25 protein-coding genes, 1 tRNA gene and 1 pseudogene are annotated in these 24,760 nt (G+C 59.0%); 14 read left to right on the plus strand and 13 right to left on the minus strand.

Annotation, left to right across the window (positions count from 1 at the left end; translation table 11 throughout):
- Nucleotides 1–31 precede the first annotated feature (31 nt).
- Together KDD17_RS14420 and KDD17_RS14425 are read right to left on the minus strand one after the other, a co-directional pair.
- Nucleotides 32–835, minus strand: a complete 804-nt coding sequence (locus KDD17_RS14420; RefSeq protein ID WP_212704301.1) for an undecaprenyl-diphosphate phosphatase — start codon at nt 833–835, stop codon at nt 32–34.
- On the minus strand, nt 835–1,818 hold the full coding sequence (locus KDD17_RS14425; protein WP_212704302.1) for a complex I NDUFA9 subunit family protein: 984 nt from the start codon (nt 1,816–1,818) through the stop codon (nt 835–837). The genes KDD17_RS14420 and KDD17_RS14425 overlap by 1 nt, the downstream gene beginning before the upstream one ends.
- A gap of 168 nt (nt 1,819–1,986) precedes the next feature.
- Here KDD17_RS14425 and KDD17_RS14430 point away from each other — a divergent pair.
- The 3 genes from KDD17_RS14430 (at nt 1,987) to KDD17_RS14440 (ending at nt 5,153) form a co-directional block, all read left to right on the plus strand.
- A tRNA-Leu gene (locus KDD17_RS14430) sits at nt 1,987–2,072 on the plus strand.
- 82 nt (nt 2,073–2,154) lie between these two features.
- Nucleotides 2,155–3,309 carry a tyrosine-type recombinase/integrase gene (locus KDD17_RS14435; RefSeq protein WP_212704303.1) on the plus strand — a complete coding sequence of 385 codons (1,155 nt, stop codon included), beginning with the start codon at nt 2,155–2,157 and terminating at the stop codon, nt 3,307–3,309.
- 452 nt (nt 3,310–3,761) lie between these two features.
- Nucleotides 3,762–5,153 (plus strand): hypothetical protein, encoded by a 1,392-nt coding sequence (locus KDD17_RS14440; protein WP_212704304.1) that lies wholly within the window; start codon nt 3,762–3,764, stop codon nt 5,151–5,153.
- A gap of 290 nt (nt 5,154–5,443) precedes the next feature.
- Here KDD17_RS14440 and KDD17_RS14445 read toward each other — a convergent pair whose 3' ends face one another.
- Entirely contained in the window at nt 5,444–5,605 is a 162-nt protein-coding gene (locus tag KDD17_RS14445) for a hypothetical protein (RefSeq protein ID WP_212704305.1), read from the minus strand.
- Between the two features lie 123 nt (nt 5,606–5,728).
- On the opposite strand from KDD17_RS14445, the pseudogene KDD17_RS14450 reads away from it, so the two are divergent.
- From KDD17_RS14450 to KDD17_RS14460, 3 genes and pseudogenes are all read left to right on the plus strand, one after another.
- A pseudogene (locus KDD17_RS14450) lies at nt 5,729–6,274 on the plus strand (recombinase family protein).
- A gap of 426 nt (nt 6,275–6,700) precedes the next feature.
- On the plus strand, nt 6,701–7,780 hold the full coding sequence (gene halA / locus KDD17_RS14455) for an anti-phage Hailong system effector protein HalA (RefSeq protein ID WP_212704306.1): 1,080 nt from the start codon (nt 6,701–6,703) through the stop codon (nt 7,778–7,780).
- A 1-nt stretch (nt 7,781) separates the two neighbouring features.
- Nucleotides 7,782–8,474 carry a nucleotidyltransferase domain-containing protein gene (locus KDD17_RS14460; protein WP_254796972.1) on the plus strand — a complete coding sequence of 231 codons (693 nt, stop codon included), beginning with the start codon at nt 7,782–7,784 and terminating at the stop codon, nt 8,472–8,474.
- 570 nt (nt 8,475–9,044) lie between these two features.
- Here KDD17_RS14460 and KDD17_RS14465 read toward each other — a convergent pair.
- The 7 genes from KDD17_RS14465 to KDD17_RS14495 all read right to left on the minus strand — a co-directional run bounded on the left by KDD17_RS14465 (nt 9,045) and on the right by KDD17_RS14495 (nt 13,882).
- The gene (locus KDD17_RS14465) at nt 9,045–9,962 is read right to left on the minus strand and encodes a metal ABC transporter substrate-binding protein (protein WP_212704308.1); all 918 of its coding nucleotides are present in this window, start codon (nt 9,960–9,962) and stop codon (nt 9,045–9,047) included.
- Nucleotides 9,950–10,285, minus strand: coding sequence for a hypothetical protein (locus KDD17_RS14470; protein WP_212704309.1), 336 nt, complete (start codon nt 10,283–10,285; stop codon nt 9,950–9,952). The genes KDD17_RS14465 and KDD17_RS14470 overlap by 13 nt, the downstream gene beginning before the upstream one ends.
- Nucleotides 10,282–11,058 (minus strand): DUF4198 domain-containing protein, encoded by a 777-nt coding sequence (locus tag KDD17_RS14475; RefSeq protein WP_212704310.1) that lies wholly within the window; start codon nt 11,056–11,058, stop codon nt 10,282–10,284. Before KDD17_RS14475 ends, KDD17_RS14470 begins: the two co-directional genes overlap by 4 nt.
- A 15-nt stretch (nt 11,059–11,073) precedes the next feature.
- The gene (locus KDD17_RS14480) at nt 11,074–12,243 is read right to left on the minus strand and encodes an ABC transporter permease (RefSeq protein WP_212704311.1); all 1,170 of its coding nucleotides are present in this window, start codon (nt 12,241–12,243) and stop codon (nt 11,074–11,076) included.
- A gap of 3 nt (nt 12,244–12,246) precedes the next feature.
- On the minus strand, nt 12,247–12,909 hold the full coding sequence (locus KDD17_RS14485) for an ABC transporter ATP-binding protein (RefSeq protein ID WP_212704312.1): 663 nt from the start codon (nt 12,907–12,909) through the stop codon (nt 12,247–12,249).
- Nucleotides 12,909–13,487, minus strand: a complete 579-nt coding sequence (locus KDD17_RS14490) for a hypothetical protein (RefSeq protein ID WP_212704313.1) — start codon at nt 13,485–13,487, stop codon at nt 12,909–12,911. The genes KDD17_RS14485 and KDD17_RS14490 overlap by 1 nt, the downstream gene beginning before the upstream one ends.
- A gap of 215 nt (nt 13,488–13,702) precedes the next feature.
- On the minus strand, nt 13,703–13,882 hold the full coding sequence (locus KDD17_RS14495) for a hypothetical protein (RefSeq protein WP_212704314.1): 180 nt from the start codon (nt 13,880–13,882) through the stop codon (nt 13,703–13,705).
- A gap of 106 nt (nt 13,883–13,988) precedes the next feature.
- Here KDD17_RS14495 and KDD17_RS19035 point away from each other — a divergent pair, with 106 nt between their 5' ends.
- From KDD17_RS19035 to KDD17_RS14525, 5 genes are all read left to right on the plus strand, one after another.
- Nucleotides 13,989–14,120, plus strand: coding sequence for a hypothetical protein (locus KDD17_RS19035; protein ID WP_284438380.1), 132 nt, complete (start codon nt 13,989–13,991; stop codon nt 14,118–14,120).
- A 345-nt stretch (nt 14,121–14,465) separates the two neighbouring features.
- Nucleotides 14,466–16,196, plus strand: coding sequence for a CAP domain-containing protein (locus KDD17_RS19040; RefSeq protein WP_284438381.1), 1,731 nt, complete (start codon nt 14,466–14,468; stop codon nt 16,194–16,196).
- 228 nt (nt 16,197–16,424) lie between these two features.
- Nucleotides 16,425–17,384, plus strand: a complete 960-nt coding sequence (locus tag KDD17_RS14515) for a TRAP transporter substrate-binding protein (protein ID WP_212704315.1) — start codon at nt 16,425–16,427, stop codon at nt 17,382–17,384.
- 70 nt (nt 17,385–17,454) lie between these two features.
- Nucleotides 17,455–17,979 carry a TRAP transporter small permease gene (locus KDD17_RS14520; protein WP_254796807.1) on the plus strand — a complete coding sequence of 175 codons (525 nt, stop codon included), beginning with the start codon at nt 17,455–17,457 and terminating at the stop codon, nt 17,977–17,979.
- Nucleotides 17,980–17,982: 3 nt separating this feature from the next.
- Nucleotides 17,983–19,284 (plus strand): TRAP transporter large permease, encoded by a 1,302-nt coding sequence (locus KDD17_RS14525; protein ID WP_212704316.1) that lies wholly within the window; start codon nt 17,983–17,985, stop codon nt 19,282–19,284.
- Here the strand turns inward: KDD17_RS14525 and KDD17_RS14530 are convergent.
- Entirely contained in the window at nt 19,281–19,802 is a 522-nt protein-coding gene (locus tag KDD17_RS14530; RefSeq protein WP_212704317.1) for a winged helix DNA-binding protein, read from the minus strand. The genes KDD17_RS14525 and KDD17_RS14530 overlap by 4 nt on opposite strands.
- 134 nt (nt 19,803–19,936) lie before the next feature.
- On the opposite strand from KDD17_RS14530, the gene KDD17_RS14535 reads away from it, so the two are divergent.
- The 3 genes from KDD17_RS14535 (at nt 19,937) to kdsA (ending at nt 22,612) form a co-directional block, all read left to right on the plus strand.
- Nucleotides 19,937–20,905 carry a KpsF/GutQ family sugar-phosphate isomerase gene (locus KDD17_RS14535; protein WP_212704318.1) on the plus strand — a complete coding sequence of 323 codons (969 nt, stop codon included), beginning with the start codon at nt 19,937–19,939 and terminating at the stop codon, nt 20,903–20,905.
- A 67-nt stretch (nt 20,906–20,972) separates the two neighbouring features.
- Nucleotides 20,973–21,764, plus strand: a complete 792-nt coding sequence (locus KDD17_RS14540; protein ID WP_212704319.1) for a 3-deoxy-manno-octulosonate cytidylyltransferase — start codon at nt 20,973–20,975, stop codon at nt 21,762–21,764.
- A complete protein-coding gene (gene kdsA, locus KDD17_RS14545; protein ID WP_212704320.1) occupies nt 21,761–22,612 on the plus strand; it encodes a 3-deoxy-8-phosphooctulonate synthase in 852 nt (283 codons plus the stop codon). Before KDD17_RS14540 ends, kdsA begins: the two co-directional genes overlap by 4 nt.
- On the opposite strand, the gene KDD17_RS14550 is transcribed toward kdsA, so the two are convergent.
- Nucleotides 22,613–24,097, minus strand: a complete 1,485-nt coding sequence (locus KDD17_RS14550) for a phosphomannomutase/phosphoglucomutase (RefSeq protein ID WP_212704321.1) — start codon at nt 24,095–24,097, stop codon at nt 22,613–22,615.
- Between the two features lie 135 nt (nt 24,098–24,232).
- Nucleotides 24,233–24,703 carry an Lrp/AsnC family transcriptional regulator gene (locus KDD17_RS14555; protein ID WP_212704322.1) on the minus strand — a complete coding sequence of 157 codons (471 nt, stop codon included), beginning with the start codon at nt 24,701–24,703 and terminating at the stop codon, nt 24,233–24,235.
- Between the last annotated feature and the right edge of the window lie 57 nt (nt 24,704–24,760).

The following is a 24,760-nucleotide window of genomic DNA, read 5'->3' on the forward strand; positions in this document are numbered from 1 at the left end:
GTGAAACTAAATCCGAAACGGACCTAAAGTCTCAGAAGCCGCTGATAAGAAACAGCAAAGCAATCGACCCCACGACAATCCGCCACCAGCCAAAAAGTGCGTAGCCGTGGCGGCTCACATACCCCAGCAGCCAGCGCACCACAAAAACGGCCGAGATAAACGCCATGACAAAGCCGACCGCGATCTCGCCCAGCGCCGAGGTGTCCAGCACGTCGCGATTCTGGAACAGATCATAGGCAAACGCCCCCGCCATCGTCGGCATCGACAAAAAGAACGAAAACTCCGCCGCGGCCCGTTTGCTGGCCCCCAGCATCAACGCCCCCACAATCGTCGCCCCCGACCGCGACACGCCGGGGATCATCGCAAGACATTGGATAAAGCCGATTTTCACCGCCATGCCCAAGGGCAGCTTCATCGCATCCTCATGTACGGGCTCCGGCGCCAGACGGTCGACAAACAGCAACACGATGCCGCCGAGGATCAGCATCACCGCGATCAGCATTGGCGTCTCGAACAGCACTTCCTTGATGAACTCATGGGCCAGCACACCGATCACCACGGCGGGCAGGAACGCGATCAACACCGACAGGATAAACCGCCGCGCCTGGGGGTCGTGCGGCGCGTCACGGAACACCGCAAACAACCGCGCTGAATACAGCGTCAGGATCGCCAGAACCGCGCCCAACTGGATCACGACCTCGAACGTCTTGCCCGCGCTGTCAAATCCCAGAAAATGCCCCGCCAGCAGAATATGCCCGGTGGAGGACACGGGGATGAACTCCGTCAGCCCTTCCAGCAGCCCCAACAGCGCCGCGACGATCGTCGAATTCTCCATTACGAGGAGCGCAGGTTACGTGCCGATTCCTTGATCGCGTCGTATTGGCCGGAGGGCCGGAAGCGCCACAGATACTCGGGCAGCACCGACACCATCGCCACGGGCTCGATCCCCAGATCGTCAAACCCTTTCGCATCCTCGGCCACCACATTGTCGCGCCGCAGGTTGCGTACCTGATCGCGGGTAATCATGCCGTTGCGCACCAACCCGGCGGTGATGAATTGCAGCGTGTCAAACCCAAACGCCATGAGGTTCGCCGCCCAGAACGGTATGTTGAGCACCAACCGACGGCGACGGATCACATCCAGCATCAAATCCATCAGACCGCGGAAATCCATCGTCACCGGCCCGCCCAGCTCGTACACACCCGGCCGGTCACCGGTCACGCCCATGACGGCCGCCTTGGCCACATCGTCCACGTAGACGGGCTGGAACTCGGTCGCCGCACCGACCACCGGCAGCACCGGCCCCATGCGGGCCATGCCGGCAAAACGGTTGAAGAATTCATCCTCGGGGCCAAACACGATCGAGGGCCGCAGGATCATCGCCTGCGGCATATGCTTGAGCACACCCGCCTCACCCTCTGCCTTTGTGCGCGCGTAATCGCTGTCGCTTTCGATATCCGCTCCGATGGCAGAGACATGCACCATCCGCGCCACCTTGTGCTCCGCCGCGATACGCGCGATGCGCTCGGGCCCTTCGGATTGCACGGCGTCAAACGTGTTCTTGCCGACCTCCGCCAACACGCCCACGCAGTTTACCACCGCCGTGGATCCGTGCATCACATCCGCCACGGACTGATCGTCGCGAATGTTGCAGAAAACCGGCTCGACCTGCCCGACTGCGCCGTAGGTGCGCACGAAAAGCGCCTCATTCGGACGGCGCACGGCGACACGCACACGCCAGCCCGCCTTGGCCATGCGGCGCGCGATATAGCGCCCGACAAATCCGGATCCGCCAAAGATGGTTACAAGCTGTGCCATGATGTGGGTCTCCGCCATAAGGTCCGTGCATGGTGTACCCGTGCGCGACTGCCCAAACAAGGCGCAAAACCGCGCGGCGACGCCGGGCCGGAAAAGAAGTTCCACGCGCCCCAGAATCCCGATTGACACCTCCGGCCACGCGCCTTAGACGCTCGTGACACAAGGTGTGCCCAGGTGGCGGAATGGTAGACGCGCTAGCTTCAGGTGCTAGTACTGGCAACGGTGTGGAGGTTCGAGTCCTCTCCTGGGCACCAAAATACTCCCGATAAGATACTGATTTTTCAGCATTTTCCTGAGTAGGTGGCACCGTGAGGTCCACATTCAGGTCCACAATCCATGACGACCCGTTTTGCCATGAAGTACGTTAAACAGCTCAAAGATGGTTCCTACAAGTATCGGCGGCTGGTGCCAAAGCCGCTCCAGACAGTGCTTGGAAAGAAGGAATTTAGCCGCCATTTAGGCCGGACCGAAGAAGAGGCGCTGAAAGCTTATCCCGCCGTCCATGAGCACTTTGAGCGTGTCGTCGCAAACGTACCTGCTGAAACGGGAGCGGCGGAAATAGAGGCGCTCAAACAGCAGATCAACGCACAATTTGAAGAGCTTGGTTTACGGCGCCACTGGGCAAAGTCAGGCTGGAACGAACAAGCAGCCCGTGAGGAGGAAGCAGATCGAATCCTCGCAAAATACCCCATTGACGAGGAAACCGGCAATCCAGACCCGGATGACGTGTCCCTTGCAGACCGCCTGATGGTCACGGCCTTGCTTGAAAGCCCTGCGGCGATTGAGGTCACCTACACCATAAGCGACGTGTTTTCCCACTACATCGAACACTGGAAGCGGGACCAAGACGACGAAGGAAAGATCAAGAGATACGAAGACAGAGTAAGACGGATGCAAAGGCATCTGCTGTCTATCGTTGGTTCAGACATCCCGATCACCGAGTTGACCCGCGACCACGCTCGCAAGCTACGCGACCGACTGCGAGAACAGCCGTCGCAGAGTGGGGACGGGAAGGCGGCCTACGGCACGGTGAAACGGAACTTCAATACCACGAAAGCGGCGATAAACCACGGCATCAAAGAGTTGGATATTGTCATGGTAAACCCGCTTAACGGCATCGAACTAGGAAAGCCGCCGATAAATGCTCGCGACTTGAAGCACTCCCTGCCGCCGGAGGTCATCGCGGCGATGTATCGAGAATTGTCCAACAACCAAGTGCTGCTCGATGTATGGACGCTCATGCATCATACGGGGGCACAGAACGCGGAAATTCTCGGCCTAAGGAGCGATGACGTTTATCTGAACGACCCCGTACCGCATTTCGAAATCAGGCCACGAGAAGGACGGTCAGTTAAAGAGGGCGTTCGGATCAGGAAACTCCCGTTGGTCGGGAAGGCTCACGACACGATGAGAAGGTTGATCGAAAACACCGCACACGGAGAATACCTTTTTGGCAAAATATGGCCCGACAGACAAACACTCGAATTTTAGCGTGCTCTGCATGAAAAGGCTTCGGAAGCATACAGAGGACAAACGGCACACCATCTACAGTCTGCGGCACGGGATGAAGGACGCTCTGAGGGCTGCAAATGTATCTCTATATGTGCAAAATGCCATCATGGGGCATACGGGGGAAAACCGTGTCTCTGACGCCTACGGATCAGCCGTTACGCTAGAAGAGAAGCACCGGGCATTGTTGTCTCTGAGATTTGTGGCGTAGCGGAGAACGTTCTGAACCATGCTACCCAAGCTCACAGCCTCTTTAACGCTCTAGGAGGCTTCCTGAGGGCCCCTTTATCTCACTGACTACTCGACCAGGTAAAAATCAAAGAGCCGCCTGTATGGCCCGCTCTGCGGCTCTACGGGCGGTTTCATAATTCGGCCTCTTTAGTGAAGGACAGGAGCCGCTTGTGGTTTCCGCTTCCGATCCAAAGGAGGCCCCGATGATCGCTTTACAAACTACCCCTACAGCCCCCCGGACGATCCCCCCGGTGGATCACATTGAAACCGACACCGATGCGTGGCGAGATATGTTGAACGCCGCACGGATGGCTACCTTCGATCACCACCTAAAGCCCGAGACACCCCAGCCTTGGCTTGACGAGCTGGTGTCCCGAACACTGACCCACGAGGCGGCCAATGATCCCCGAACAAGGAAGCGTCGGAAGACCGACGCACAGGCGTTCAGGGAGGCCGTAGCGGCCTTTGCAGTCGATCTGGTCAGGGAAAGCGCCAACGAGGCCTCACAAGGCTTCCTGTATCGCCCTGTGTGCCGTGCGGAGTTGAAAGCCACCTTCGTCTCCCGAACCAACTTCGAGGTTTTGACAGCCTATTGGGAGGCGATGGGTTGGCTGGAGAAGGTCAATCACACTTATCACTATATTGACTTCGACGGCGAGAAGACTGACCTTGTGGATTACGCCAAAGCGGCGCGCTACAGGGCCACGCCTGCCTTCCTGACCTTGGCCGCAGACCACGGGATCACACCCGAAACGGTGGCGCAGTATTTCGAGCGATCCTTCAAGGATTCCGCCTTGGTTCAAGTTCGGGAAAGCAAGGGCGGTAACTACCTGCGGCCCCAGAAAGGCAAGCTGGTGAAATGGGCCGACCACAAAATCAAACCGCACCTCAAACAGATACAATACCTGAACACGATGATGCAGGAACACAACTACAGCCTGACCTCCCCACCAGCAGTCAGACGGCTGTTCAACTGTTCGGATCGGGAAGACTTCGACCTCGATCTGGGAGGGCGGCTATACGCAGTTTCGGACGACAACTGGAGGAACATGCCCAAGGCGGAACGCGCCAAGATCACCATCGACGGATGCGCAACGGTGGAGGTGGACGTGAAGGCCAGTCACCTGTCGATCCTTTACGCCCTTCACGGGCAGACCTTGGTGTATCGGCCTGACCCCTACTACCTCAAGGGCGTCCCCAGATGGATCGTGAAAGGGCTGGTCGTGGCGTGGATGGGCAGAGGTAAACAGCCTTCAAGATGGCCCCAGAAGATGATCGAGGAGTTCCACGAAAAGGAGGGCAAGAAGCTCGGCCGGGTTCACCGCGCAAAGGACATTGGAGCTGCGATGTTGGCACGGCATCCGGTTCTGGGAGAGTTGAAGCCGGACGTTCTGGATTGGGCAAACCTACAATACGAGGAGGCACAGTGTTTCATCGGTGCGATGATGAAGCTGCACGAGGATAGTATACCATCTTTGCCTGTTCACGACAGCCTGCGTGTCAGGGTGGACGACCTGGAGAGGGTCAGTGAGGTGCTAAAGGCAGAGTATCGGTCGCGACTTGGGTTCGTCCCTGTATTGGAGATGAACCTATAGGGATATCCTACGTAGGGGGCATACCCATAAGACACACAGCTAAGTGGTTCTGTCCTGTGTCTGTCCAAAGTCAGGCCTAGGTTACCCGATTGGCCTATGGCTCACCACAGCGATCAACTATCCCCTTGGTCTGTTGTCGCCCCCCTACAGCATTACTCTGCGCCGTAAGAGTTTTGGCAGGCAAGAATGGATGGCGGCAAAGGTCTACCCCTCACGGCCACCTTAATTCACTTTGTTCAAACAAAGGCGATTTGAGTTGCGTGCGATTCCATCGCGCCTGTGAATTATCTTCACAGCACCACGTTACCTTCATGGCAGCCGGGATCGAAAAAACTGACAACCAACAACACCAATAACCCCGGTTTTTGAAGTGACGATCTGCGAACCCCCACCCCTTCGGATTGGCCGGTGATTTTTCCACGCCCAGCGCCGCCACCGATATCGTCTGCCATTAGACCATGCCCGTACGGCAGTGTTTCCAAACTCCGAACACACTTGCCACAAGAATGGGGATTCTCTTTTGGCAGACCGTTTGCCACCATGTTACAGACGCTATTGGCAGAAGGAATGGCACAATGATGATCGGATACGCACGGACTTCGACACTGGAACAGAAGGCATCGCTAGAGGCGCAGAGAGAGGCGCTGGAAGCCTTGGGGTGCGAAAGGGTGTAGGAGGAGCAAATAAGCTCTGTCGCGCACAGGAGCGGCCTTACAGACGCCATAGGCTACGCCCGTGAGGGGGATACGCTTGTGGTGACGAAGCTCGACCGTCTGGCCCGTTCTGTGCGGCACCTTGGGGAGATCATCGAAGAGCTAGACAGCAAAGGCGTTGGGCTGCGGATCGTTGATCTTGGATTGGATACGTCCAATGCGACCGGGAAGCTGATGCTGAATGTGCTGGGGTCGGTAGCACAGTTTGAGCGGGAGATGATGCTGGAACGCCAGCGAGAAGGCATCGCCAAGGCGAAGGCGGAGGGAAAATACAAAGGCAGGAAACCGACAGCGATGGCGAAGGCTGATGAGGTGTTGGCGCTGCTGTCTGAGGGGAAGAGTAAGCGGGAGGCGGCGCGTTTGGCGGGGGTGTCGGAGCGGAGCGTTTATCGGATAGCGGTAGGGTGATCTACATATAGAAATGTCCACACCGCCTTGCACAACATATAGACGGAATTTTACCACTGACCGTGCAAACCGTGCCGATAGATTGCTGTTTCGAAAACGCTCAGAACCAGATTTCTGCTTCCGGCCCTTAACCGGCATTCGGCGGACGACGGTGGTAATGGCGTTCAATTGGTCAAACCAGACTGTTGCTGCGCCTACAAACTCGCGCCGAAAGCAGCCCCACTGATTGGTCGATATCGTGGTGACGGTGAAAGCAAAGCGTAGTTGGGCGATCTACCTTTAACTCAATACCACGCCAAGACACGTAGCGAGACTGCAGCACATAACCAGTTATCGACTATTCCATTTTCACCCATCTGATAGTACGACTTTCTAATTAACCATGAGCGACCCTGTTTTTGAAGCTGGGCGAGGTGAGGTGTCAAAATGAGCGAGGCGACCAAATACGCAGGACGGCGAGTCAACGCGTATGCCTTCTTCGAACCGATCTACGATCCCGAGCTTCTAAAAAGTCTGCAACAAAACGATTTTGGAAAAGGAAGCTGGGATTTTTCACAACAGAAAGGTCCCTGTAGGTTCGTCTTCAATGGCGATGACCTCAAAAAGGATTATGCCAAGATTGATGATATTACCTTCTTAGAATGCGATTTTTTCGGTGTTCAAGGTAAAGCAATCACATTCAAAAAATGCAAATTTGAGAAGTGTGACTTTCGAGGTGACTTTACAAACGTGAAATTTTCGAACTGTACTTTCGATACTTCGTCCCTTTCGCTTGTTAAGTTTCACAACTGTCAGTTCAGAGACTGCAAATTTGTCAATATAGGCGTTTCTGGGAATGAAACTCAGATTATTTTGTCCGACATAACAAATCCAGCCGAATTCCTTAAAGCCGCATCAACAAATCTTCGTCATCTCCCTGAGGGGACGACAGAAGAGTACCAGCTACTTCGACTGGAGCAAACCAAGGCGACACTTGCTCGAGTGATTTTGAGCAATCAGTCAACTGAAGGTTCCGACTTGTCCTATTATGACGCTGTAAAAGCCTCTACTCTTTACGGAACTCGTTCTCGCGGAGTTGCCACAAAACTGAAACTACCACGATTTGATGATCAAGAGGGGCGAGAGAAGCGTGCAGCCATGGTGGAACTGAGAGTACACGTAGCTTCATTCCTCACTCAAGTAAGTACCTCATGTGAGTTTTTGATCCTTCAAGTAGCTGGTCTTGCCAATGCTTGGGGCAGAAGCATTTTCCGAGTAATTTCGATTGGAGTTTTCTTAGTTCTGATAGCTGGTTGGCTGCGCAGCAAGTTTCTCTGTAATCCATTTATGGAGAGCCTCGTCGATGCTGCTGAGGTGTTCCTCCTATTTGGCTACACGAAACATAGCGTGCCTCAAGACGTGCTACATACAGACGCGCTGAATTTAGGCACCGCCTTTCTGGGCTTGTGTTGGTTTGCAGTCGCAGCCGCAACTATCGTCAACCGAGTTACAAAGGTTCGTGGCTGAAATGAGCGCTTGTGTTCTCTTGTTTGGCAGTATGGCTCGCGGAGACAGTAGCGGTACTTCAGATGTGGACTTGCTGATCTCGGAAGAAACAGGGAGTATAAAAAGCGAACGCGCTGGACGAGTCGAAGTTCAATACACGCCACAGAAATATCTGCTGGAAATGTCTGCGCGCGGCGACCTTTTTGCTATTCACCTTGCCTATGAAGCAAAAGTTGTCGCAGACCCAGATGGCTTCTTCGATAGCTTCAAAAAGTCTTTGAAGATAAAATCATCCTACGCGAAAGAGCGCGAATCTGCATCTGCTCTGGCTGCTTATCTGCTAAAGCGTAAATTATCAAAACGTCAATTCCCTATAAGAAACAAAAGGATTGCTTGGTGCGTGCGAACAATACTTATCTCGTTGCTCTTGGAGGACGGCGAGATTGTATTTTCACCAATGCGATTACAAGAGCTATACCCTGACAAGAGAATTGGCATTCTACTCAACGCGAGAAGAACAAAAATAGATATTTCTGGCTACAAAAAAGCGTTGCGATGGTTTCTTGAGGAGTTTGGCGAAGATGAATTTAGTCGGAAGGGGCTGAAACAGCTTCGCCAAGTTTTCAAACAGCAAGACAATAAGGTGGCGGAATCAACTATCCGCTCGCTTTCATGTTCTGTTGCGTTTTCACCCTACCATACTCGATCTGCATAGAGCAAAAAAACGCTGTGAGGATGATGCTTGGCGTCTTACAGGTACGAGGGAGATTTCAAACCAATCGCAATTTCCGACAATAGAACCAATTAGACGTCAACTGGATCAGCAGTGTTTTGTTGTGCCTTTGGCCGTCAACTCTTTAGATTTTCTAAGCCCCAAACATTTGTCGCTATCGCGGCGAATTGAATGATGCCGAGCATACGCACCGAAGTTCTGCATTCCGCCCTACTCGCACAGCGCAAACCACCAGCGCGTGGCCCCGCTCATAACGTCAGAGGGGAACTTCGCCAAGTGACCCGCACCTTAAGTCCACAATCGGGTCCACAATGCAAAATTGACAAAAGATAAGTATCTGATATTATTGCACATATATAGTCGAAACTTGCCTCTCCTGGGCACCAAAATACTCCCGATAAGATACTGATTTTCAGAATTTTCCTGAGTAGACGGCGCCGTGAGGTCTACAATCCATGACGACACGTTCGCTATGGAATACGTCAAACAGCTCCCAAATGCATCGGCGCCCCGTTCCGCGGCCGCTCCAGACAGCGCTCGATTAGAAAGAGTTCAGTCCGCGTTCTCGCTGGCCGCTTCCGAGAGGCTTGAAACTGCTTGTCTATAAGCCGCGAAAAGACCGTCGGGACTGCCTTTGCTGGCCCCGGGTTCAAAGACCACGCTTTGCAGCCCAAGAGTTTCCGCGAGCTCAATGGCTTCCCGAGGTGGTTGTGCCTCCCAGATCAGGATACGCGCGTCCAGTTCTGTTGAAAGCCGTTCCAGATCCGAAAGGTCGTCTTCGCTCGGCATGGCACCCGCATCCCATTCAAGCGACGCAATGGATAAGGAGTAGCGCCGGGCGAAGTACTGATACCGGGGGTGCGTCGCAATCATTGTGACGCCTTCCAGGCCACTCAACGCATCCTGGGCCATCGCATCCAACTCGGTCAGGTCAGAGCGCAGTTCAGTCAGCCTTGCTTCAACATCTTCCCCGGTGGCCAGATCACGCGCAACGACAGCAGCTGCAATGGCTTCCGCCTGCGCGATCGCGAGCATCGGATCAAGCCATGTATAAGAAGCGATGCCTTCATGGGAGTGCTCTCCCCCATCCCCATGACTGTGTGTGATGCTTTCGGTAACAATGAACGCGTCTTCGATCGCCGCCGAGGTATTCACGATCCGAGACCGCGGCAGCGATACCCGATCAATCCAGGATGCGAAGCCAGCGCCGTTCAGAAGAATCATATCAGCGGACTGGATCATGCTGATATCGGCAATCGAGGGACGCCAGAACGACGGATCGACGCCCTCGGGGACGGGGAAGACGACTTCCGCCGTGTCCTCCAAAAGGCGTTCGGCGAGAAAGTGCAGCGCTTGGTTGACCGTGACGATGCGCGGGCGATCCTGTGCGAGCGCCGCATTCACCGAGAACACGATCATCAGGGCGGCGAGAACGCCTTGTAGAACACGCACCAGACTCAGCTCCCGCATTTCCGCGCAATGTCTTCGGGTGTCACGATCCAGTAGTTGTCGTGGCTGCCCGTATCGACCTCGATCAATAGCCCGCTGGTGTAGTCAACGCTGTCGAGCGGCACGAGGACCGTGCCGTCGCTTTCAAGCTGCAATGTCGTCAGCAGGTTGTTTTCGCCATCGAGGACACGGACATCGCCCTGCTGGGTGACGCGCCCATTGGAGAACTTCGCCTCAACCGTGACGGCTTCGCAATCGACCGAGGCAAAGACCACAAGTTGATGCGCCGCCGCCCCGATCGGAGCGGCGATCATGAGGCTTGAGAAGGCAAGCGCCCGGATCACTGGCCCGTCCACTCTTCGAAGTGGACCCAGATCACGGCGCCAAGCTCGACGGGCTTTTCCTCGCCCGATCCTTCTTCGGTGATGGTGTAGTCAGCGGTGTTGAGCGCGGCAAAGCCCCACCAGCCAGCGGCGGGAGGTGCGTAAGTGAACACGCCATCAGCGTCGGCCTTGACGGTTTGCGTAATCATCAGCTCGTCCGGTGCGGTGGCAGCGAGACCCTCATTGAAGAACTCGACCTCGACCTCGGCGTAGGGCACCGGCGCGCCGTCGAGTTTGATGATCCCCTGGAACACATTGTGCTCCCACAGACCAAACGGCTTGGTCAGCGGGACCACTTCGGTCTTGAGGCCCAGTTCCGTGTCCCAGCCCTCGTCGTCGCCATAGGCGGTTACGTAGGTCTTGGTGTAGTGGATGATAAAGGCATCTTCGGCAGGTTCCCAATAGGGTTGCGGCTCCATCGCGAAGATGTAGGTGCCCGGACGTTCCAGCGGGTAGTCGAGCGTATAGCCTTGCTCCTCCATCACAGTGGCGTCCTGCAAACTGCCAAGGAGGTCTGTCGTCGTGCCCTCATGGGTCACCGCGAACGACACCGGTGTTTCAAGGATCATCCCATCCATCTCGAACGGATGGGAGAACGACATGGTCAGTGCGACGCTGCGCCCGTCTTCCTGGCTGATCATGGGATCGTTCGGGATGATCATGCCGTAATGCGCCAGCGCGGGCGTGGCGGCGATCAAGGTCGCGAGCGATGCGGTGAGAAAATGTCGTTTCATGAAACCTCCTGTTGATTATGACCCAAGGGCAAGCAACCAGCCCACCCAGGCTTCAGCGTTGCGCGACACGATGGCCGCACCAATGGCTGCGATACTTCCTGCCAGTAACAGTAGAGTAACGGTCTCCGCTGCCAAGAGTTTCAGAACCATCCCTTTCTGAGCGCCCAGTTTTACAGCGGTGCCCAATTCGCGGGCACGCAAACGATAGCTGAGGAAAACCGCCAGCCCCACTGCGGCGGCGGCAGCGACCGCGATGATGGCCGTTACGACGTCGAGCAGGGATTTGATGCGGAAAATGCGGTCGACCAACCCCTGGATCACGCCAGCAGGCTCGATCATCTGCGTCGGGAGATCGCTGTCGAGATAGCGGCCCTTCAGGATGGTGTTCGACCGCGTGTCGTTAGGCACGACGATGACGGCAGAGGCTGGAAAATCATCCTGACTGCCGTGAAAATGAAAGCTGTCGATGTTGTCTTCGGTTATTCGCTGGTACTGCACCACCGCAGCATTCGCGAGCGCAGCCGTTCCGGCGGCTACATCCGCTGCCGTCACCACGTCCTCGTGACCATGACCTATGCCTTGAATGACCCAAGCCGTCTTGATGTCCACAAAGATGGCTTGATCGTCGGCCGTGTTCGTCGGCGCAAGAACGCCGACGATGGGCATTTCCAGCGGATAGACGCCGTCCAGGTCGAAGAGGTTTTCCGGGGCAGACACAAGCGTGTCGCCAACGCCTTTTCCCAAGGCGGACGCAACATCCGACCCGATGACCGCGTCTCCGAGAATCGAAAGGCCTCGCCCATCGGCGGGGGTCAACGCGCGGAAATCGAAGTAGTCCAGCGTCGTACCCACGATCCGAAACCCGCTTGAGGAAAACGCCGTGTGCACTGGAATCGGAACACCGAGGCCGCTGTCCCATACACTTTCCACCTCGCGCATCGCGACCGGGTCCGGGCGTTCGTCCGAAAAGTAGAGTGCCGCCATCGTCAGATCGAGTTGCGATCCGCGGCTACCCAGCAAGAGCGGCGTCGCCTCGCCACGCGCGACCAAGGCGCGCTCGCTGGTGGACAGAAGCGTTTGGGTCGCCACAGGGACAAACATGATGAGCGCAGCCACGAGCACCAGCACAAGGCTGCGTGCCCAGTGATAGCGCAGGTAGGAAAAGGCGAGAAAAAGCGCGTTCATGGCTCAACCCCCTTCGCGAAACTGCGCGAAATCAAGAACACGCTCAAAGCGCGGTAGCAATTCGTGATCGTGGGTGACGGCAAGCACGGCGGCACCCGCCTCTGACGCCTGCTCGAACAAAAGATCGAGGATGCGCGCCTTGCTGTCCGGGTCGAGATTGCCGGTCGCCTCATCCGACAGGATCAGTTTCGGTTGGGTGACCAGCGCCCGACAAATCGCCACCCGTTGCTGTTCGCCCTGGGAAAGCGCCGTCGGATGCCGGTCGAGTTTGTCGCCGATCCCGCAGGCCGCCGCGAGCGCTTCGGCGCGGTCCCGTGCCGCGTCGTCGAGGGTCAAGGCGGGCGTGATGCGATAAGGATAAAAAATGTTCTGCCGTGCCGAGAGATAATCAAGGAGCGCAAAGTCCTGAAACACGAAGCCGATCCGGCTCGCCCGAAAGCGGCGACGCGCCGCATCCGACAAACCCGACACCTCGGTGCCTGCGACGTCGATGCGCCCCGCTTCCGGCGTCAGGATACCCGCTATCAGATTGAGCAGCGTCGTTTTCCCGCTGCCGCTCGGGCCAACCACGGCAACCCGTTCTCCATCATCGAGGTGAAACTCAGGCACCCGCAACCGGAACCCGCCGCCGCCGTAGCCGAACGTGAGATTTTCGACCCGGACCATCAGTTTGTCGGAGGTGCGGGGAACGTCTCGCCCGCGGTATCTCTGTTGACGTCGAGCAGTTCGAAATCAGTGATCCGCCACGCCCCTTCGACGGGCGAGACAGTCAGGTCAGCGCTGTACGTGTTGCCACGGACATGCAGATGTTCGGAGTGTCCCACGGTGCCAATGACCTGCCAGGAGGCATCGATAACGAGCGAGCTGTTCTCACGCGCGACCTGCGTGTTCAAAAGTTTGATCTCATGGATCGTCTGATCAACCTCGTCCAGCCCACCATCCTTCATCGCACCGACGCGCTCCAGGTAGAGGTATTCAAGGGCTTCGCCGTGCGTCACGCTGGCCAAGGTATCATAGATCCCATCTTCTTGCGTCTCGCCGAATGCTTTGTAGACCTCCAGCAGCAGCGCGGGCGTCAATCGCCAGAACTCCGATTGAGCGTCGCTGATTGTAAGCGGGTCGAGACCTGGCACTGAAAAGGCGTCGGACTCGGAAATCTGCGGACCCTTGGGCCAAACGATCGCAACAGCAGCCGCGAGGACGCCTGCCGATACAAGTGCTGCAATCGTGTATCCGACTTTCACGGTTCAAGACCCAAACATTGTCTGATTGATCAGCGCGTAACCTGTTCGAAATAGAGTGGAAGTGCAAGCACCCAGCTCGCGAAGGCGCTGCCTGAAACGTCAGGTATCTCCGACCCTCAAACGAACCCTCAAGTAGCCCACCAGCACAAAATGCCAAACCTTCGCGCCAACATTGGGCCGGCGTTCAGGGAGGATTTGGCGGAGCGGAGGATCAGTCATTCGAACGCTAAACCTGACAGCCATTCGCGCGCCTCGCCCTCGGGCACACCAAAATGTAGGGCACGGTTCGGTACTTGGATGTTGAACTCGAGGATGCGCTGGCAATCGCCGAAGCCAATGAAATCTAGCGCATTGGGATCGCCTTCACTGGCGGCCCGGAGCTGCCATTCATCCACCTTTGGCGATGCCGCGGTAAGGCCCGTTGAAGCGTCCCTACCCCCAGCCTGCTGTTCAAAACGGCAAAGTCGGACCAGATATCCGACTGGGGGCTACCGCGCACTCATGACCCATAATCTGATAGCCAGCCCGGCGTTCATCGTCCTGAAGGCTGACAATGAGTTCCAGCACAAGATGAGCCTTGTCGCGCCATTGGTCCGAGCGACAATGGCGAATGCCATCAACCAGCTTTGGTAGACTGGCACGGTGCGTGCGCGTGGAAACACGTCTAGGGACGCAGCCATTCGAAAAGTGCGTCCTTCCATACGAGATGAAAAAGTGTCGCAGGTGAGATAAGAGGCGAAAATCTGCGTACCGGCAGCGCCCGTTTGGCAAGGCTTTGCGCGGGAGTTTCCACGGCCTTTTGACCAACACCACAATTCCCTATCTGAGTCGCATTCGCAGCACATTTGGTGAGTAGCGTTAGCTTGAAGTTCATCCGTTCCGGCTAATCCATCCCTGCGTGGGGCGGTTCGGGACGACGTATGTGGTAGCTAGAGGACGAGAGTGTAGATGGTATATGCAAGCGCGTTAGAGCGGTACATGTTGGAGCTGGTGAACGAGGAGCGAACCTCCCGCGATCTTGGGGCGCTGAAACTCGAAACCAACCTCAATATGTCGGCCGAGGACCATTCCCTGTGGATGCTCGAAACCGACACTTTCTCCCATACCGGCGAAAATGGCAGCTCATCGCGCGAACGTATGGTCGCGGCGGATTTTGATCTGGTGGCCCCCTGGGGTACGGCAGAGAACCTTGCAGTGCAGTCGGCGCGCGGGGCATCAGGGTATCTTGACGATGTGGCCGATCTGCATGTGTCTTTGATGAACAGCCCCGGTCACCGGGCCAACATTCTCAACCCGGATCTCGAATACATCGGGATCGGGATCGAGGTCGGTTCGTTCACATACGATTCCGGCTTTACCGCAACTTCGGTGATCGCCACGCAGAACTTTGCACGGACCAATGGCACGGTCGATCTTGATGACCTGAACGGTGGACGTTCGGTCACTGTCGCCGAAACGCCGACTGTGACCACGACGCAAGCACCGGTAGAAATCACATTCAGCGCAACCGCTGGCAGCGATACATTCAGCGGTACTGATGCACAGGATACCGTGGACGGCGGGGCCGGAAATGACCGGCTCTACGGCGCCAGCGGCCACGACGCTTTGAAAGGCGGTATCGGCAACGACACCATCGACGGCGGCGGCGGAAACGATACCCTTATTGGTGGCGATGGGGGCGACAACATCGAAGGCATGGATGGGTTCGACAACATTTGGGCCGGCGCTGGAAATGACACGGTTTCCGGCGGGGGCTGGGCCGACACGATCGGTGGCGGTGGCGGGAACGACAAGCTCGACGGGGACGCCGGCGACGATGCGATCTGGGGCGGAAACCAGAACGACACGATCGACGGCGGTAGCGGGAACGATACGTTGAACGGCGGGTCCCAATCCGACCAGATCGATGGGGGCACCGGTGACGACAGCCTGAATGGCGGTTGGGGTCGCGACACACTCGACGGCGGGACCGGGCACGACTTTGTCGACGGGTCGCACAGCGACGATGTCGTCAGCGGCGGCGCCGGTAACGATACGGTTCTTGGTGGCTCCGGGGAGGACACCGTCTACGGCGGAGGTTGGTCTGACACACTTGGTGGCGGATTGGGTGACGATGTCATTTACGGCGATAACGGCAATGACAAGATTTGGGGCGGCGATCAGAACGATACGATCTACGGCGGCGCCCACAACGACTTGCTCAACGGTGGGTCCCATTCGGACCGGCTGTTCGGTGGTGACGGCAACGACAGCGTGAACGGTGGCTGGGGCAACGATACCGTAAACGGCAACAGTGGCAACGACACGGTCAACGGCTTCATCGGCGATGACGTGGCCAACGGCGGAAGCGGCCGTGATGTCATGCTTGGCGGTGCCGGGGATGACACACTCAACGGCGGAAGTGGGAACGATACGCTCTTCGGCGGATGGGGCGATGATGAGGTCACCGGCGGCTCCGGCGCGGATCGGTTCGTCTTTGGCTTCCAGCCGGGCAATGACACGATCACCGATTTTGATGCGGGCGAAGGCGATGTCTTGCGGGTGGACGATGTGTTGTGGCGCGACACCCACGGAGAGCTCAGCAGCGCTGCGGTTGTTCGCATCTTTGGCGAGGTTTCCGACGGATCGCTCAAGCTGACGTTTGATGATGACGAGACCCTGGTGATCGAAGGGGTGACGTCACTGGGCGGGGCGCTGGATATCTTCTAGTTCAGGTTTCCGTGTCAAACGTGGACATGTCGGCCCTTCCCCTTGCCGGGGGAGGGCCTTTTTTTCATGCGCGTCTCATTCGCCTGCCCAAGCGTCAAAATCCGTACATTTCCCTCAAAGGGAGGTCGAGAAATAAAATATCGTTGCTTTGCAGATATAACGCTGACAAAGTGTCAACGTAATGGATTCGACAGGGATCCGACCTGTAAACTGACTGGGAGACTTCTGATGAAACATTTTCTGTTCGCCGCCGCCGCAGCGGTCCTTGCAACCGGTGCCAACGCGCAAAGCTGGGACATGCCGACGCCCTATGGTGATTCGACCTTCCACACCCAGAACATCGCGCAATTCGCCGATGATCTGCGGGATGCCACCGATGGCGCGCTCGACATCACGCTGCACTCTGCCGGATCGCTGTTTCCACACGCCGAGATCAAAGGCGCCGTACGCAACCGTCAGGTGCCCATCGGCGAATTCTTCCTGTCGCGTCTCTCGAACGAAGATCTTGCCTACGGTATCGACAGCCAACCCTTTGTCGCCACCAGTTACGACGATGCAAAACGTCTCTGGGATGCACAGAAACCTGTCATCACCGAACTTCTGGCAGAGCAGGGCCTGATCCCGTTGTTTTCCGTGCCGTGGCCTGCGCAGGGGCTCTATACCAACGGTGAAATCGCGACAGTTGACGATCTGAACGGTCTGCGTTTCCGCGCTTATAACGCGGCACTTGAGGAGTTTGCGACACTCGCCGGCGCCTCCCCGGTGCAGATCGAAGCGTCCGATATCCCGCAGGCCTTCACTACCGGCCAGGTCGAGGCGATGATTACCTCGCCTTCCACCGGTGTGAACAGCACCGCGTGGGATTTCGTGACCCACTACACCCCTATCAACGCCTGGGTGCCGAAAAACATCGTCGTGGTGAACCAGCGCGTGTTTGACCGGCTCGACGCCGATACCCAAACGGCCATCATGGAAGCCGCCGCCACTGCCGAGACACGCGGCTGGGAGATGTCCGCCGCCGAGGCCGAGAGCATGACCGCAGCGCTGGCCGAGAACGGAATCACCGTTTACGAGCCAAGCGCCGAGTTGCTTGAGGGTCTGCAGGGCCTTGGCGCCACAATGCTGGAGAACTGGAACGCCAATGCCTCCGACAGCGCCAAAGCGGTGCTGAGCGCCTACAACAACTAAGCGTCCCTGACGTGCGGCCGGCGGCTTTTGCAGTCGCCGGCCGGTACACCAACCGAAAGGCATCCGCACCATGAGCCGCCTGCTGCAACGCCTCTACGACATCTGCGGGATGATCGCGGGCGGGTTGATCCTTGCGATCTGTCTTCTGATCTCGGCGCAGATCTGTCTGAACGCCTTTGGCCGTTTTGCGCCGGGGCTCCTGCCATCCACCATCCCCTCCTACGCGGATTTTTCGGGCTTCATGCTGGCGGGGGCGACATTTCTGGCGCTGGCACATACGCTGCGAGCGGGGGGCCACATTCGTGTCAATCTGGTGGTCTCTCGCCTGCCGGATCGTGCGCAATTCCTGGCCGAAGCTCTGGTGCTGCTGCTGGCAAGCGCACTGATCGGCTACGCCAGCTGGTTCATGGGCGCGCTGGTACTGGAAAGCATCCACTACGGCGATCTGTCGACGGGGATCATCCCCGTGCCCCTGTGGATCCCGCAAAGCGTTGCCGCCTTTGGCACCGTGCTGTTGCTGGTGGCGGTGGTGCACACACTGGTCGATCTGCTGCGCGCGGGCCGCCCCATTCTTTCTACCCCGGACGAGGTTTAACACATGTCGGATCCACTGATCGGCCTCGTCCTTCTGGGCGTCCTCATCACCCTGCTCGCCAGCGGCCTCTGGGTTGCGGTGTCGCTCGCGATCGTGGGTCTTGTCGGGCTGGTGCTCTTCTCCAACGCACCCTCGGGGCTGATCTTGGCCACGACCTTCTGGGGCCACTCGCACAGCTGGGCGCTGACCGCGCTGCCGCTGTTCATCCTGATGGGGGAGATCCTGCTCAGATCCCGGATGAGTGACGACATGTTCACCGGCCTTGTGCCGTGGCTCAGCCGCGCGCCGGGGCGGTTGCTGCATGTCAACGTGCTGGGCTGCGCGATCTTTGCCGCCGTCTCGGGCTCCTCCGCCGCCACAGCCGCGACCATCGGGCGGATGTCGGTGCCGGAGCTGACCAAACGCGGCTACCCCGAAAGCCTGATCCTCGGCACGCTGGCCGGTTCCGCCACGCTTGGGCTGCTGATCCCGCCGTCAATCATCCTGATCGTTTACGGGGTCGCGACTGAGCAATCCATCGCCCGGCTCTTCATCGCGGCGATTATCCCCGGCATCATGCTGATGAGCCTCTTTGCGGGCTACGTCGCATTCCGCGCGTGGAAAGACCCCGACCTGATCCCGGCAATCGACCAGACGTTCTCCCTGCGCGAAAAATTCGCCGCGTCGCGGCGGCTGATCCCTGTTGCTTTGCTGATCGGCGGCGTGATCGGGTCGATCTACGGCGGGCTCGCCTCGCCCACGGATGCGGCGGCGCTGGGCGTGGTGCTGGCCACAATCCTTGCGTGGTCGTCGGGCACCTTCACCTGGCAGCTGTTTGGCGAGGCGGTCATGTCGGCCACGCGCACCTCCTGCATGATCGCCCTGATCCTGCTGGGGGCCGCGTTCCTGTCGGTCGCGATGGGGTTCACCGGGTTGCCACGCAATCTCGCCGCATGGATTTCCGACATGAACCTGTCGGTTGGGGCGCTGCTGGTGGCGCTGACGATCTTCTTCATCGTGCTGGGCTGCTTTCTGGACGGGATATCCGTGATCGTTCTCACGACCTCGATCATCATGCCCATGGTCACCGCCGTCGGCATCGATCCGATCTGGTTCGGCATCTACCTGGTGATCGTCGTCGAGATGAGCCAGATCACCCCGCCGGTAGGGTTCAACCTGTTCGTCATTCAGGGGCTGACCGGTATCGACATCCTGCGCATCGCCAAGGCGGCATTCCCGTTCTTTCTGCTGCTGCTGCTCGGCGTCCTGCTGATCTGCCTTTTCCCGCAGATCGTCACCTTCCTGCCGACCTTCATGGCACGCTAAAGCGATGCCGCCGCGCGGCTGGCCTGATCGTATTGCCCCGACAGGGCGCGCAGGTTGGCCGCGATCTCCCGCATCTCGTCGCCGGTCATATCCAGCCGCGACAGCCCATCGGTAAAGCACCGCTCGCGCACATCGCGGTACGCCTCGCACAGCCGCTCCCCTTCGGCGGAGGTGCTATAGAACACTTCCTTGCCGCGCTTTTCCGATGTCAGCAATTCCATCTTCAGCAGTTTGCGCAGGGCATAGTTGACCGTATGCGTGTCCTCTATGTTGAGCAGGAAACAGATATCCGTCAGCCGCTTTTGCCGCCCGCGGTGGTTGGCGTTATGCAGCACGAGGATTTCCAGCGGAGTCAAATCCGTGTTGCCCGCCGCCGACATGCAGCGCGTCATCCAGCGCGAAAAGGCGTTGTAGGCGATGATCATCCCGTATTCGATTTCGGAGGATTGCCAATGCTCCCCGTCCGCCAGATGGCGGGAAGAGACGATGCGGCGGCTGGGGATCTTTGGCTCGACCATTCTGATAATTCCTCGGTGTTTTATCGATAAATAGCTTACAGAGTACCGGCGGCAGGTACAACTCGCGACGCAGCGGGCAGTTTAACTCAGGCCTTGGCTATGCTACGTCGCCGCTGACCCGTGAAAGGTGCCCAATGACCCAGACATTCACTGCATCCGAGGACAGCGTTGCCTCCGCCCGCCGGGTTCTGACCCTCGAAGGCGACGCGCTGAAACACATGGCCGACGATCTGCCGGTGGATTTTGCCGCCGCTGTTGATTGTATACTTGCCTGCAAGGGCCGCGTGATCGTGTCGGGCATCGGCAAATCCGGCCACATCGGGCGCAAAATCGCGGCGACCTTCGCCTCGACCGGCACACCGTCGTATTTCGTGCACGCGACCGAGGCGAGCCACGGCGATCTGGGCATGATCAGCAAGGGCGACGTCTGCCTGCTGATCTCCAACTCGGGCGAGACGACGGAGCTGCGCGATATCGTCTACCACACGCAGCGGTTTTCGATCCCGATGATTGGCATCTCGTCGAACCCGAATAGCACGCTGATGCAGGCTGCCGATTTCCGGCTCACCCTGCCAAAACTGCCCGAGGCCTGCTCGATCGGGATGGCGCCCACCACCTCGACCACGCTGACGCTGGGCATGGGGGATGCGCTGGCCGTCGCGCTGATGGATCAGCGCCACTTCGCCTCCGAAGAATTTGGCGTCTTTCACCCCGGCGGCAAACTGGGCGCGCAGATGCGCACCGTCGCCGATCTGATGCACGGCGGCGATGACCTGCCCCTGCTGGACGAGGACGCGCGCATGCAGGACGTGCTGCTCGCCATGACCTCCAAAGGGTTCGGCATCGGTGTGGTCGTGAAGGATGGCAAGCTGTCCGGTGTCATTACCGACGGGGATTTGCGGCGCAACATGGACGGGCTGATGGACCAAACCGCCATCGGCATCGCCAACCGCAACCCATTGACGGTCGGGCCAGAGTGTCTTGCCCCCGAAGCACTTGGCATCCTCAACGACCGCAAGCTCAACGTGCTGGTGATCGTCGAGGCGGGCGCGCCCGTCGGCGTGCTGCACATCCACGATCTGCTGCGCGCGGGCGTCGCCTGAGGCGGGCCATTCCCTTCGCCGCGCGGCGTGCCTATCTTACGCTCACCCAACCCAAGGCAGCAGACCCATGCGCACCGTTCTATTCATCCCCGCCCGCTTTGCCTCGACCCGCTATCCGGCGAAACCGCTCGCGATGCTGCGCCAGCCCGACGGCACGCAGAAATCGCTCATTCAGATGAGTTGGGAAGCCGCGTCGGCCATCGGCGGCGTCGATGCCGTCTATGTGGCGACCGACGACGAGCGCATCGCCGACGCTGCCCGCGCCTTTGGCGCGCAGGTGGTGATGACGGAAGAGGCGTGCGAAAACGGTACCGCGCGCTGCGCCGATGCGCTGGCCAAATCTGGCGAGACGGCGGATCTGGTCATCAACTTTCAGGGCGACGCGCCGCTCACGCCGCCGTGGTTCGTCGAGGCGCTGATCGACGCGATGAAGGGCGATGCGACCATCGGCATGGCAACCCCCGTGCTGCGCTGCGACCGCGCCACCTACGACGCGTTCAAGGACGACCGCGCCCACGGTCGTGTCGGCGGCACCACCGCCGTGTTCGACGCAAACATGAACGCGCTCTATTTCTCGAAAGAAGTGCTGCCCTACATCGACCCCGGCAAGCTGCCTGATCCGATCCCCGTGTTCCACCACGTTGGCGTCTATGCCTACCGCCCGGACGCGCTGGCCACCTATGTCGCCACGCCCGTCACCACGCTGGAAACCCTCGAAGGGCTGGAACAGCTGCGCTTTCTCTACAGTGGCGTGCCGGTGCGCTGCGTCGAGGTCGACGCGCGCGGCCGCGTGTTCTGGGAGCTCAACAACCCCACCGACGTCCCCCGCATCGAAGCCGCATTGGAGCGCCTCACATGATCCTCACCAACACGGTCACCGTCGCCGACATCGCCATCGGGGGGGCCAATCCCTTTGCCCTCATCACCGGCCCCTGCCAGTTGGAAAGCCTCGATCACGCGCGCATGATGGCCGAGCGAATCGCCGAAGCCTGCGCGCCCACCGGCACGCGGTTTATCTTCAAGGCGAGCTATGACAAGGCCAACCGGTCGTCGATCAGCACACAGCGCGGGCTGGGCATGGACGAAGGGCTGAGCATTCTCAGCAAGATCCGCGATGAATTCGGCTGTCCGATCCTCACGGATGTGCACGACGCGGGCCAATGCGCCCCGGCGGGCGAGGTCGTGGACGTGATTCAGATCCCCGCCTTCCTGTGCCGCCAGACCGATCTGCTGCTCGCCGCAGGCGAGACCGGCTGCGCGATCAACGTCAAAAAGGGGCAGTTCCTGGCACCATGGGATATGGGCAATGTCGCCGAAAAGATCGCAAGCACGGGCAACACCCGCATCATGCTGTGTGATCGGGGCACCTCGTTCGGCTATAACACGCTGGTGTCGGATTTCCGCGGCCTGCCCACAATGGCGCGCACGGGCTATCCGGTGGTATTCGACGCGACCCATTCGGTGCAGCAGCCCGGCGGGCAAGGCACCACAAGCGGCGGCCAGCGCGAATTCGCGCCGGTGCTTGCCCGCGCGGCGGTGGCGGTGGGTGTGTCGGCCCTTTTCATCGAAACGCACGAGGCGCCTGACCGCGCGCCGTCTGACGGGCCCAACATGATCCCGGTGCATAAGATGGCGCAAGTGATCGGTCAGCTGCGCGCGCTGGATGATCTGACCAAATCGCAGGAGGCGATTGATCTGGCGACCTGATCAGAACGTCTGATCGTATTCGCCCACGCCCGGCTCGGTGCGGATGACCTCGTCGATGGCGGTGAAAATGGCGCGCAGTTCGGCCTCGCTTTGGGTGCTTTCGCAGACCACCACGAGGTTGGGCGTGTTGGACGAGGCGCGCACCAGCCCCCAGCTGCCGTTGTCGAGGATCACGCGGGCGCCGTTCACTGTGATCACCTGTGCCACCTTGCGGCCCGCAAACTCCGTCACGCCCTCCAGCCGGGCCACGATCCGCGCGAGGATGTCGTATTTCTCCTCATCGGCGGCATGGGGCGACAGCGTCGGCATCGACCAGGTCACCGGCAGCGCCCGGCGCAGATCCGACATGCTCATCTCGGGGTTGCGGTCCATCAGCTTGCAGATCTCGACCGCCACGCGCATCCCGCAGTCGTAGCCACGCCCGATCGGCTCCGCCAGAAAGTAGTGGCCGGATTTCTCGAATCCCGCCAGCGCGCCCAGCGCGTGCACCCGCCGTTTCATGTGGCTGTGCCCGGTTTTCCAATAGTCCGCCGTCACGCCATTCGCGATCAGCTCCGGGTCGGACGCGTAGAGCCCCGTCGATTTCACATCCGCCACGAAGGTCGCGTTCGGATAGATCTTGGACAGATCCCGCGCCATGATCACGCCGACCTTATCGGCAAAGATCTCCTCGCCCTCGTCGTCCACCACGCCGCAGCGGTCGCCGTCGCCGTCAAAGCCCAGCGCCAGATCGGCGCCCGACGCCTTCACGGATGCGCTCATGTCGTGCAGCATTTCCATCGCTTCGGGGTTCGGATTGTAATGCGGGAAGGTGTAGTCGAGCGTGTTGTGGCTATCGACCACCTCGACCCCCAACCGGCGGAACAGCTCGGGCGCAAAGGCGCTGGCCGTGCCGTTGCCCGTGGCGCAGACGACCTTGAGCTTGCGGGTCATCCTGAAATCCCCCACCAGATCATCAAGATACGCCTCGCGCACGCCGTCGACGAATTCGTACCCGCCGCCCGGGCGCAGCTCGCCGCGGCCCTCCAGCACGATGTCGCGCAGTTCGGCCATCTCGTCGGGGCCGTGGGTCAGCGGGCGCTCAAATCCCATCTTCACGCCAGTCCAGCCGTTGGGATTATGGCTGGCCGTGACCATGGCGACGGCGGGCGCGTCCAGATGGAACTGCGCGAAATAGGCCATGGGCGAGAGCGCCGGGCCGATGTCTTTCACGTGGATACCCGCCTGCATGAGGCCGAGGATCAGCGCGTTCTTGATGCTCAGTGAATAGTCGCGGTAATCGTTGCCCACGGCTATCACCGGCTCGATGCCGCGGGCGTGCATCTGCGTGCCCAACCCCACGCCCAGCGCCGTCACCCCGGGCAGATTGATCGCCTCGGGGTACTGCCACCGCGCGTCATACTCCCGAAACCCCGTCGGCGCGATCATCGCATCCCGCAAAAATTCCCAGGTATTCGGACGAACGGTCGCAGCGGGTTTGGGCATGGGGAGCAATCTATCCTATTGAAAACGAACTGCGCCGTCGGTGTGGCGCGCCCGTGATATACCACCCGCCCTACGCAATGTCAGCATGTCTTGCACCACCAGTCGAAGGGCACGGGGCCGGGTCACCTCCCGCGCCTATCCGATGGGCGCAATCGGCAAAACCGCGCTGCGTTTGATCTGACGCAGGACCACATTCGTCTCTGCACTGGCCACGGCGGGCAGGCGAAACAGGAATTCTTCGAGGAATTCGGTATAGGCCGCGATGGAGCCGCAAACCACGCGCAGATGATAGTCCGACTTTCCGGTCGTGGCGTAGCAATCCATCACCTCGGGCCTGCGTGCGATGGCGGAAATGAATTCCTCAAGGTGGGTTTCGTTGTGGCGCGTGAGGTTCACATGAACCAGCGCCTCAAACGCCAGGCCGGCCCGGTCGGCGCGCACCTCCGCGCGGTAGCCTGTGATCAGCCCCGCGTCCTCCAGCTGCCGGATGCGACGCCAGCAGGCAGAGGGCGACATCCCCACCCGATCCGCCAAATCGGCGTTCGAGATACGGCTGTCGAGTTGCAGCTGGGCCAAGAGGCGGCAATCGCGCGGTTCAAGCTTCATGAGAACATTTTATCCCACTCAAGCCTGATCTGCGAATTCACATTCCGGTCATGCGAC

It is taken from the genome of Sulfitobacter albidus, assembly GCF_018200035.1.
In the GTDB taxonomy this organism is placed as follows: Bacteria; Pseudomonadota; Alphaproteobacteria; order Rhodobacterales; family Rhodobacteraceae; genus Sulfitobacter; species Sulfitobacter albidus.